This window comes from Sphingobium sp. (assembly GCF_035511395.1).
Lineage (GTDB): Bacteria > Pseudomonadota > Alphaproteobacteria > Sphingomonadales > Sphingomonadaceae > Sphingobium.
Genome location: NZ_DATKFP010000058.1, coordinates 1 through 10,033 on the forward strand (window position 1 = coordinate 1; position 10,033 = coordinate 10,033).

Here is a 10,033-nt window from a genome sequence, read left to right on the forward strand (position 1 = left end):
GGTCGCGCGTGGATGGGCGCGCCTACTTCACCGCAGGCAGCCGCGAATTCAATGTCGAGGGCGCCAGCCCGGGCATGGTCGCCGGCCTCGATGTCTTCAAGAACCCGTCGGCCGAGCATATCGAGGGCGCGATCGGTGGCCTGGTCAACATCCGCACGCGCAAACCCTTCGACTTCAAGGGCTTGGCCATATCCGCCGCAGCGGGCGGCCGCTTCAACGATCTGGGCAAGAAGCTCACGCCCGAATACTTCGGGATGGTGTCGAACCGCTGGGACCTGCCGGGTGGCGGCGAGATCGGTGTGCTGCTAGCGGCAAGCTACGCCAAGAGCTTCAATCGCGGCGACAACACGCCAGCGGTCGGCGGCACGCAGTTCCGCCGGGCAATCCGCGCGGACAGCGCCGAATATGCCGCCAATGTCGGCACCGGCCTGAATCTCAACGGCGCCTATCTGGGCCGCTCGGACGTGACCTACCTGGCGGATGTCGATCCGACCACCGTCTCGGCCAGCGAGCGCCAGAACCTGCTGACGTCGGTCGGCGTTCAGAACAACATCGCCCAGGAGGACTATGCCCGCACCCGCAAGGGGCTCAACGGTGCCTTGCAATGGCGCCCGGGCCCTGGCCTCGAGTTCTACGTGGAGGGCAACTATAACTCGTACCTCTACCATCAGAACTATCGCTTCCTCAACGCGACCGACAGCCGATACGCGCAAGGCCTGACGACACAGGCCTTCACGATCGACGAGATGCTGGCCAACCGCAACGCGAACGGCGGCTCGAACGACCTGCTGTCCGGCCAGCGCATCACCGGCGGCACGTTCCTGAATTCCGGGCTGTCGACGACCGGCGGCGACGAACATCGTCGCTACGAGACCTTCGTGATCGCAGGCGGCACGAAGTGGGCGGCGAGCGACCACCTCGACGTCGATTTCGACTTCTCCTACGTCAAAGCCGACCAGACGCAGGACAACCGGTCGGTGACGCTGGCATCGGCGGCCGGACTGGCCTGGGACATCACGCGCGATCTCGGCCGGCCGCAGCAGGTCTCTATCACCGGACCCGACCTGTCCTCGGCCGGTTCCTGGGTGTTCAACAACTACTCGAACGCCACCAATCAGACCTGGCATGACGACGGCATCTCGGCCGCGCTCGATCTGGTCTACAGGTTCGACGATTCCTTCCTCAAGGACATCAAGGTCGGCGCGCGCTATGCCACCCAGAAGGACAGCTACCACAACTACTCGTTCAGCAACCGCAACCTGACCACCAACGGCCTGGCGCTCGCTGCCGATCGTTCGAACGCCATTTCGGTGGCCTCGATGGCGGATCTGGTCGCGACATCCCCCACCAACTTCATGAACGGCGAGGCGGGCTACTCGGGCGGCTACCTGACGTTCTCACCCGATGCGCTGCTGGGCGACAACGTGCGCTCGCGCTTCCCCAACGCGGGAATCCTGCCGGAAGACTCGCTGGCCGAGATCGTGCTCAACCGCCGTTACTTCAGCGAGAAGAGCTACGCCGGATATGCCGTCGCCGACTTCGGGTTCCTCGACGACCGGATCAAGGGCAATGCCGGTGTTCGCGTGGTCAAGACAGACACTTTCGTGCGCGCCATGATCGATCCGCTGAATACCGGCAACGTGGTGCCGAGCGAGAGCACGTCGTCCTACACCTACGCCCTGCCCAGCTTCAACCTGACCGGCTATATCACGCCTGATACGCTGGTGCGCTTCGGCTATGGCAAAGGCATCACTCGTCCCGAGTTCTCCGCGCTCAACCCCTCGCTTATCATCAACACGGTCAGCGGCGTGGGCTCGGTCGGCAACCCGGACCTCAAGCCCCAGACGGCCAACAGCTTCGATCTCTCGTTCGAACACTACTTCTCGCCGGTGAACTACGTCTCGGCCGCGCTCTTCTACAAGAAGATCGACGGGTTCTTCAGCGGCGTGTCATCGTGCCAGAGCGTTGCAGGCGCGCCGACCCCGACCACCAACACCAGCTGCTCGGGCGACCAGTACTTCATCACCCAGACCATCAATGCGGAGAAGGGAACCGCCAAGGGCATCGAGCTGGCGGGGCAGACCTTCTTCGACTACGACTTCCTTCCCGACTTCGCGCATCACTTCGGCCTGCAGGGCTCGTTCACCTACGTCGAGACGAAGAACCCCCTGACGCTCAACGGCCAGCGGGTGAACACGATGCAGCCGCTGACGTCCAAGTATTCGTACTCGGTCACCGGGCTTTACGAGGACGAGACGATCTCGGCGCGCCTCGTCTACACCTGGCGCTCCAAGGCGATCCTGTTCGGCCTGGCGGCAAACCCCATCGACGGTCGCTACATCCGCAGCTTCGGGCTGCTCGATGCCTCGATCAACTTCAATCTGCCGAACAATTTCTCGCTCGCGATCACGGCGTCGAACCTGACCAACCAGGCGGCCGATCGCTTCGTCGGCGAGCCTGATCTCGCGACCGGGATCGAGCGCCAGCATTTCATGAATGGCCGCAACTTCGGCGCGACCCTGCGCTACAATTTCGGAAGCTGAGGCTTCCGGGACGAGAGGGGATTCCTCCCAACGAAACCCTCTCAAACCTGATGGGTCGCCGGCTCCTCCGCCGGCGACCCATTTTTTACAGTGCGTTCACTTCACCGCGGTAAGGTCGAAACCCGTTCCGCGTAGGGGCCGACATCAATGTCCTCGAGCGACAACGCCCCATCCGGTCCGCCGACATCGGCAAGGCTGACATCGCGCACGGTTCGGTGGGCGTCGAATCCGGCGATGACGGGGCGGTTCACGCTTCCGCCGCGCAACCGGACACGGCGCATCACAATGTTCTCTATTCCCCGCCCCGGAGCCAGGCTGTACTTCTGGTTGAAGACCACCCGGAAATTGAACAGCATGCCCTCCTCGATCCGGTCGACGCGGATGTCGTCGAACACCACGTTGCGGACCAGGTTGTTGTCGCCGTCGGTGATCGCCAGCGCGCCCTGATAGTCGCGGTCGTCCTCGTCGTGATCGAGGATATCGATGTTGCGGAATACCAGGTTCTCGATCGTGCGCGGCTCATCCTTGCTGCCGTGAAGCCCGATGTTCACCGGGTGGGCGACGTCCGCCCAGAGCGTGGAGTTCTCCACGAGGTAGTTGCGCGCATCGCCATGATAGTCCCAGCGATCGGCATAGATCGCCACGGCATCGTCCGAAGTGCGCAGGAATGCACGATCGATGTGGACATCCGAGCAGGCCATCAGGTCGATGCCATCGGTCCAGCCGCCCGCGCTGAACGTGCGCAGGTTGCGGACCGTCAGCCCGCGCGACTGTCCGCACATCAAGGTATAATGGCCCGGGTTGACCACGATCGGGCCATCGATCTCGATCCCCTCGGAATGAAGAACCGTGATCCCCTCCTTGCCGCCCTTGAGGATGCCCGGCCCGACGATGCGCACGCCATGGGCTTTGACGACATCGACCTGCCCCTTGAGGATAGCACCTCCGGCAAGGCGCACGTCTGTGTCGGATTCGAAACGGAAGCTGTCCTGCCCTTGCGGCGGGACATGGATGCCGGGAGCGAATGCCACGACCTTGCGGCCTTTCGCGGGCGCGGCGGCGGGATAGATCGGATTGGCGAAGAGATGGAGGTTGTGCAGGCGGTCATCGTCGAACTCGATCGACAGGTTCGCCGGGCCATCCAGTGTCAGGTAGGCAGTCGCACCGACGAGCCTGGCCTCGATCCCGCGCGACGCAGGCCGCACGGCGACGTGGCGGACTGCACCGTTGTTCTTCTGGATCGCCACCTCGACCGGGCCGCCGGTGCCGAAGGTGACCATCGAGGCAGGCTGCGGCTTGTCGAGATCGACCATGACGCGGTATTCGTACACGTCGCGCCATTCCCCTCCCGGCTGACGTACCCGCACGGTGAACGTGTCGTCGAACGAGGTGTAATAGTCGCTGCCCGGCGGCGGCGGGTAGACCTCGAGAACCGCGGGCGGCGCGGCCTGTGCGGGCAGTCCAGAGGCAAGCGCGCCGAGCGCGAGGAGGGTCAGGGGCTTCACTCGCCGATCTTCCACCAGTCGTATTGCGCGTATCCGACACTGGTCGCCACGGCGGCCGGCGTGCCGATGGCAGCTTGCGCGAAAAGACCGATCTGGGCGCCAACCCAGCGCCCCTGCCTGGCTTCGAACGTCGATCCCAGCTCTTCGTAACGCATACCGTCGAGACTATATGCGAAGCGCACCGCCATGCGCGTATCGCGCAGCATCGAGGGCCAGTAGGGGGCGAAGTCCGGGGGCGGCACATCCACCATGACCGGCCTCGCACAGGCCCTGAGCCAGACGCGATCCTGTTTCAGCACCGGCCCTGCCGTCTCGGTGATGGGTATGCCGGGGCGCTCGTCGTCCTTGCGTACCTGCACCACCCGAATGCCTTCCGCGCGGTTCTCCAGGCCAATCCATGCAAAGTTGACCCCGTGGACCGCCAGCCCGGCCCGCTCGCCGACCCGCAAGGGCGCAAAACGCATCAGCGTGCTCGCGCAGAACGCCGGTCCCGGAAGCTTCTGCGACAGCACCGCCCCGGTCTCGTACAGGTCCGCCGATCCCGTCACCGACTTGAGCCTAAGCCATCCGTCCTCGACGCTGGCCCAGTCGCTCCCCGGGTTGCTGCCGAACTGCCAGGCAAGCGAGTAACCTTGATCGAACGCGTCATCGGCAACCGGAGCCGCGACCGGTTGCGTCGCCACGCCGGGTTTGCGATGCACGAGCACCGGCTCCCCGCGTCCGTCGCCATCGTTGTCCATTCCGATCACCGGCCAGCCATCCTTCCAGCGCATCGGCTGCAGGTGAACAATTCGCCCGTAGGCATCGCGATCCTGGAAATGGAGGAACCAGTCCTCGCCGCCCGGCGTGTCGACCCACGCGCCCTGGTGAGGCCCGTTGATTGCCGTGCCGCCCTGATCCATGACGTTCCGCCCCTCGTAGGGCCCCGTGATCCTGCGACTTCGGAAGACCCCCTGCCAGCCGCCCTTGACGCTGCCGCTGGGCACGAAGACGTAGTACCAGCCATCGCGCTTGTAGAGCTTGGGCCCCTCGGTCGTCTGCCATGGACGCGGTCCAAGGCTCGTCGCGACCTTGGGCATTCGCCCCGCGTCGATGACGATACGTTCGGGGCCTTCGGTCCTGGTCCCTGCCGCATTCAGCCGCTTGAGCGCGATGAGATTGGCCTTGCCCGCCCTGCTTTTCGCGAAGGCGTAGGCAAGCCAGCCGGTGCCGTCATCGTCCCAGAACGGCGCCGGATCGATCGCGCCGGTGGTACTGTCCACCAACACCGGTTCGCTCCATGGCCCCTTCGGGTCGGTCGCCGAGACCATGAAGATGCCGCGGTCGGGATCGGGATAGTAAATCACGAAGCGGCCATCGCGGTAACGGATCGCAGGAGCCCAGACGCCTCCGCCGCGCCGGGCGGTGCGATAGTGGTCATCCGGCGGGACGCGGCCCAGCGCATGACCGATCAGCGTCCAGTTGACGAGGTCGCGCGAGTGGAGGATCGGCAGGCCGGGAACATCGGTGAACGAAGACGACACGAGATAGAAATCGTCGCCGACGCGAACGGCATCGGGGTCCGAATAGTCGCCCGCCAGCACCGGGTTGCTATAAGTGCCGTCGCCCTGATCGGGGATCCAGCGCCCCTCACCGGCACCTACTCCGGCGGATGCGCCTGCGATCAGACATGCGGCCAGTACCGCGAGCGAAAGCGAGCTCGTGCGAAGCATGGTCTTCTCCCGGTCAGGCTGCGGCGTCCTCGGCGAGCAGGAAAGCCCCGACCAGTCCGGACGGCTCCCTGCATGCAGGCGAGACGATCGTGCGCTCCATATCGTCGATTGTGCGCAGCGCATGGACATAGCCGCCCAGCAATTCGAGCGTGCGCGCCCGGATCAGGGGCAGCAGGCGCTCCTGCTTCATCACCCCGCCACCGAGCACGATGCGTTCCGGCCCGGTGGTCAGGAACAGAGAGGCACACAGCTGCGCGAGATAGCTCGTCTCGACATCCCAGAAGGGGTGGTCATGCGGAATGTGGGAGGGCGTTAGGTCCCAGGCCGCCGCCACGGCGGGGCCCGCCGCCAGGCCCTCAAGGCAATCCCCATGGAAGGGGCACAGCCCGGCGAAATCGCCATGGGCCGGATGACGCCGGACCGGAATGTGCCCGGCCTCGGGATGGCCGATGCCATGGACGGTGCGGCCTGCACTCACAAGGCCCACCCCTATCCCGGTGCCGACCGTGACATAGGCGAGATCGCGCAGCCCTCCGCCGATCGCCGCAATCTCCGCAAGGGCAGCGGCGTTGACATCGGTATCGAGCCCGATCGGCACGTCGAGGAAGCCACGCGCGCGCGCGATCATATCGGTGCCCTCCCAGCCAGGCTTGGGCGTTGCCAGGATGCGGCCGTACTCCGGCAGGGCCTGATTGACGCCGACGGGACCGAAGCTGGCGATTCCCAGCCCCGCCAGCGGCCCGAGGTCCGCAGCCGAGCCGAAGAACGCCTCCACATCCGCGAACATGGCATCGGGATCGCGCGTCGGGATGGTGGTGGTGCGCAGCGAGCCGCCACTGGAACTAACCACCGCGCAGACGAACTTGGTGCCTCCCGCTTCGATCGCGCCGAAGATGGTCATGCGATTGTCCCTTCGCAAATGTCTTGATGGCTGCAGGCGCAGCCGGTTCAGTCGATCGGCGCCCCGGTCGAGGCGCGTTCGACGAGTGTCAGCATCTCGCGCACGTGCCGCACTTCCGGCCGCGCTCCGGTCCGCGCCTCGCGCACCTGATCGCTCAGCAGCGCGACGGCGCGCGACGCCATATCCGAGATCGGCTGGCGTATGGTGGTAAGCTCGGGCCAGATCGTGGCGGCGATCTGCGCATCGTCGAATCCGGCGATGCTGAGGTCGCCCGGAATACGCAGATTGAGGCCATGGGCAACTGCGGTGACGGCCGCCGCCATATCGTCGTTGCTGGCAAAGATCGCGGTCGGTCGGTTGGGCTGGTCGAGCAGCTGGTGTGCGGCATCGAGCCCCGAGCGGTAGTTGAACAGGCCCGGAGCGATCCATTCGTCGCGGATCGTCAGCGACGCTCCCGCCATGGCAGCGCGATATCCCTGCTCGCGGCGCTGGGATGGTGAGTGCGCCGGATCGCCTTGGATGAAGCCGATCGCACGATGCCCCTTGTCGATGAGATAGCGCGTCATGTCGAAGGCCCCTTTGTAGTCGTCGACGATGATGGCCGAGATGCCTTCGCGGGGGATAGCCGTCGCAAAGGCCAGCGGGATGACGTCCGCGCTGGCCGCGAGATCGAGAAGCGCCTGCGAATCGCACAGCGGCGGCGGCAGGATGACCCCGCCGATGCGCGCCTCGACGAGGCGATGAAGGCTGGCGATGGCTTCCGCCTCATTCGCGCCCGGCTCGATGAGGAACTGGCAACCGCTCTCCCCGCTCTGGCGAAACGCGCCCATGAGGAAGGTGCCCAGGTTCGACGAGGAAGGATTGGAATAGATCGCCCCCACCCGCACCGCGCTCGAGAAACTGCGGGCGTTGAGATTGGGCGAATACTCGAGTTCGGCGATCGCGGCATTCACCCGCTCGCGCATCGCCTCGCTGACATGCCGCTTGCCGGTCATCACCCGCGATACCGTCATCGACGACACGCCGGCATGGCGGGCCACGTCATGGATCGTCACGACAGGGCGATGCGCACTCTTCGCGCCGCTATCCTTGCGCTCCGACTCATTTGCCATCAAATTGCCTCTCCAGGGCCTTCACGGCCGGCGAGCACCCGATACGGTGACGCGCTTCCCTTCCTGATATCGATAACTGTTCTTGGCGGTGTGTCAAGTTATGCCCTTGCCAAACCGGAATCGCGGCTGCATACTTGATATCGATAACAGAATGCTGACATTCGCGAGATCGAAGCAGCCGCCACGCAGCGAACGAGGATGCCGTGCTTGCCAATCGACAAAGAAACTACGCGGTCCTGAGCGCCTTCCTGTTCGCATTCTTTTTCGCGCAGGCCATGGCGATGTCGTTGCTATCGATCTGGCTGACCCGCTCGCTGCAGCTGAACGGCGCGCAGGCCGGGACGGTTTTCGCGGTCAATTCGATCGGCGCGATGCTGGCACAGCCAGCCTACGGTTTCCTGTCCGATCGCATGGGCTTTCGCAAAGTGGTGCCGGTCATGATCGCCTCGCTGGTGATCCTTGCCGGGCCGTTCTTCCTGTATGTCTATGCGCCGCTGCTGCGATGGAGCCTGCCGCTCGGCGCGGTCACGGGCGGGGTCTATCTCGGGTTCACCTTCATGGCCGGTAGCTATGCCCTCGAGAGCTACGTCGACCGTGTCGGCCGGCGCTATGGCTTCGAATACAGCCGCACCAGGCTGTGGGGCTCGATCGGCTTCGCGACGGCTGCCGCATTCTCCGGCCGCCTCTACAACCTCGATCCGACGATCAACTTCTTCCTCGCTAGCATCGCCGGGCTGGCGCTGATCCCGCTGATCCGCCTTGCCCGGATCGAACCGGACGAGGAGGCGCAGCATGCGGCCGACCAGCTGAAGCTACGCGACACGCTCGCCCTGTTCGGTCAGGCGCGCTTCTGGAGGTTCATGATCCTGATCCTCGGGGTCACCAACCTCTACCTCGTCTACGACCAGCAGTTCCCGTTCTACTTCTCCTCGCTCTTCCCGACGGCAGAGGAAGGCAACGCGATGTTCGGCTACCTCAATGCGGCGCAGATCTTCGTCGAGGCCGGCGGGATGTTCGTGGCGCCGCTGATCGTGCGCCGGATCGGTGCCACTCGCGGGCTGCTGCTGGCGGCGATGATCATGATCCTTCGCATCGCCGGATCGGGCTTCGCGACCGGTCCGGTCACGATCTCGATGTGCAAGATGGCGCATGCGGTGGAACTGCCGATCCTTGCCGTCTCGATCTTCCGCTACATCGCCTACCATTTCGAGAGCCGGTTCGCCTCGACGGTCTACATGGTCGGCGTGAGCTTCGGCCATTCGCTTGGCCTTGCCATCCTCTCACCGATCGCCGGCATCGGCTACGACCTGTTCGGCTTCCAGCACACGTACTTCCTGATCGCGGGCTTCGCGTTCTTCTTCTGGATCTGGTCGGCGATCTCCCTTGCCCCGACCCCACCCGAATACACGCCTGTCCCCCGCAAGGCCGGACAGTCGCCCGACACCGCCGCGATCGCATCCGAACCGGACGCGCGCCGCTACGAGGATGCTCTTTGATGAGTGAAGTTACCTTCGAGGCCCTGTCTCCCCGCGCGCTCGACCGCCCGGGCCCGGACTTGGTCGATGCCTGGATCGCCGCGGCGCTGGCGCGGGTCGATCGCATGCTGCCGCAATTCGATACCCATTTTCCCGCGCCCTCGAGCGAGAGCAACATCTACGGCCCCATCGACAACGTCGAGTGGACCAACGGCTTCTGGACCGGGATGCTGTGGCTCTCGTGGGAATTCACAGGCGCGGACAATTACCGCAAGATCGCGGTGCAGAACCTCGCCTCGTTCGCCAACCGGATCGAGAAGCGCATCAATGTTGACCATCACGACCTCGGTTTCCTGTATACCCTGTCCTCCTGCGCCGGCCATCGCCTGACGGGCGATCGCAACGCCAGGAATGCCGGCGTTGCCGCGGCGGCACAGCTGCTGGCGCGCTTCGACCCGGTGGCGAAGGTCATCCAGGCATGGGGGGACATGGACGTGCCAGCCGAACGCGGCCGCATGATCATCGACTGCAACCTCAACGTGCCGCTGCTCTACTGGGCGACCCGCCAGACCGGCGATCCCCGCTTTGCGGCCGCCGCCGACCAGCATCTCGAACAGGCCGCGCGCCTGCTGGTCCGCCCCGATGCCTCGACTTTCCATACCTACTACGTCGACACCGTCACCGGCGAACCACGTCACGGCAGCACGCACCAGGGCTTTTCCGACGACAGCAGCTGGGCGCGCGGACAGGCCTGGGGCATCTATGGCTTCGCCCTCGCCTGGCGG

General features: G+C 64.9%; 7 protein-coding genes. 3 read left to right on the forward strand and 4 right to left on the reverse strand.

Annotated features, from left to right (window positions below; genetic code table 11):
- On the forward strand, positions 1 to 2,543 hold a 2,543-nt coding region (locus VMR39_RS03345), incomplete at its 5' end, for a TonB-dependent receptor (protein ID WP_325414341.1).
- Between the two features lie 101 nt (positions 2,544 to 2,644).
- On the opposite strand, the gene VMR39_RS03350 is transcribed toward VMR39_RS03345, so the two are convergent.
- Genes VMR39_RS03350 through VMR39_RS03365 form a run of 4 tightly spaced genes read right to left on the reverse strand, consistent with a single transcriptional unit; the run spans position 2,645 to position 7,773 of the window.
- Positions 2,645 to 4,048, reverse strand: coding sequence for a glycosyl hydrolase family 28 protein (locus VMR39_RS03350; RefSeq protein WP_325414343.1), 1,404 nt, complete (start codon positions 4,046 to 4,048; stop codon positions 2,645 to 2,647).
- Positions 4,045 to 5,760 carry a glycoside hydrolase 43 family protein gene (locus tag VMR39_RS03355; RefSeq protein WP_325414345.1) on the reverse strand — a complete coding sequence of 572 codons (1,716 nt, stop codon included), beginning with the start codon at positions 5,758 to 5,760 and terminating at the stop codon, positions 4,045 to 4,047. Before VMR39_RS03355 ends, VMR39_RS03350 begins: the two co-directional genes overlap by 4 nt.
- A 13-nt stretch (positions 5,761 to 5,773) precedes the next feature.
- Positions 5,774 to 6,661 (reverse strand): ROK family protein, encoded by an 888-nt coding sequence (locus tag VMR39_RS03360; RefSeq protein WP_325414347.1) that lies wholly within the window; start codon positions 6,659 to 6,661, stop codon positions 5,774 to 5,776.
- A 47-nt stretch (positions 6,662 to 6,708) separates the two neighbouring features.
- Positions 6,709 to 7,773 carry a LacI family DNA-binding transcriptional regulator gene (locus VMR39_RS03365; protein WP_325414349.1) on the reverse strand — a complete coding sequence of 355 codons (1,065 nt, stop codon included), beginning with the start codon at positions 7,771 to 7,773 and terminating at the stop codon, positions 6,709 to 6,711.
- Between the two features lie 203 nt (positions 7,774 to 7,976).
- Between VMR39_RS03365 and VMR39_RS03370 the strand changes: the two genes are divergently transcribed.
- Positions 7,977 to 9,269 (forward strand): oligosaccharide MFS transporter, encoded by a 1,293-nt coding sequence (locus VMR39_RS03370; RefSeq protein ID WP_325414351.1) that lies wholly within the window; start codon positions 7,977 to 7,979, stop codon positions 9,267 to 9,269.
- Positions 9,269 to 10,033: glycoside hydrolase family 88 protein (locus tag VMR39_RS03375; protein WP_325414353.1), on the forward strand; the 765-nt coding region annotated here is incomplete at its 3' end. The genes VMR39_RS03370 and VMR39_RS03375, both read left to right, overlap by 1 nt.

What these genes read in the sequence shown, in the direction of transcription:
- VMR39_RS03355 (WP_325414345.1), bottom strand. Translation starts at nt 5,760, where the DNA reads ATGCTTCGCACGAGCTCGCTTTCGCTCGCGGTACTGGCCGCATGTCTG.
- VMR39_RS03360 (WP_325414347.1), bottom strand. Translation starts at nt 6,661, where the DNA reads ATGACCATCTTCGGCGCGATCGAAGCGGGAGGCACCAAGTTCGTCTGC.
- VMR39_RS03365 (WP_325414349.1), bottom strand. Translation starts at nt 7,773, where the DNA reads ATGGCAAATGAGTCGGAGCGCAAGGATAGCGGCGCGAAGAGTGCGCAT.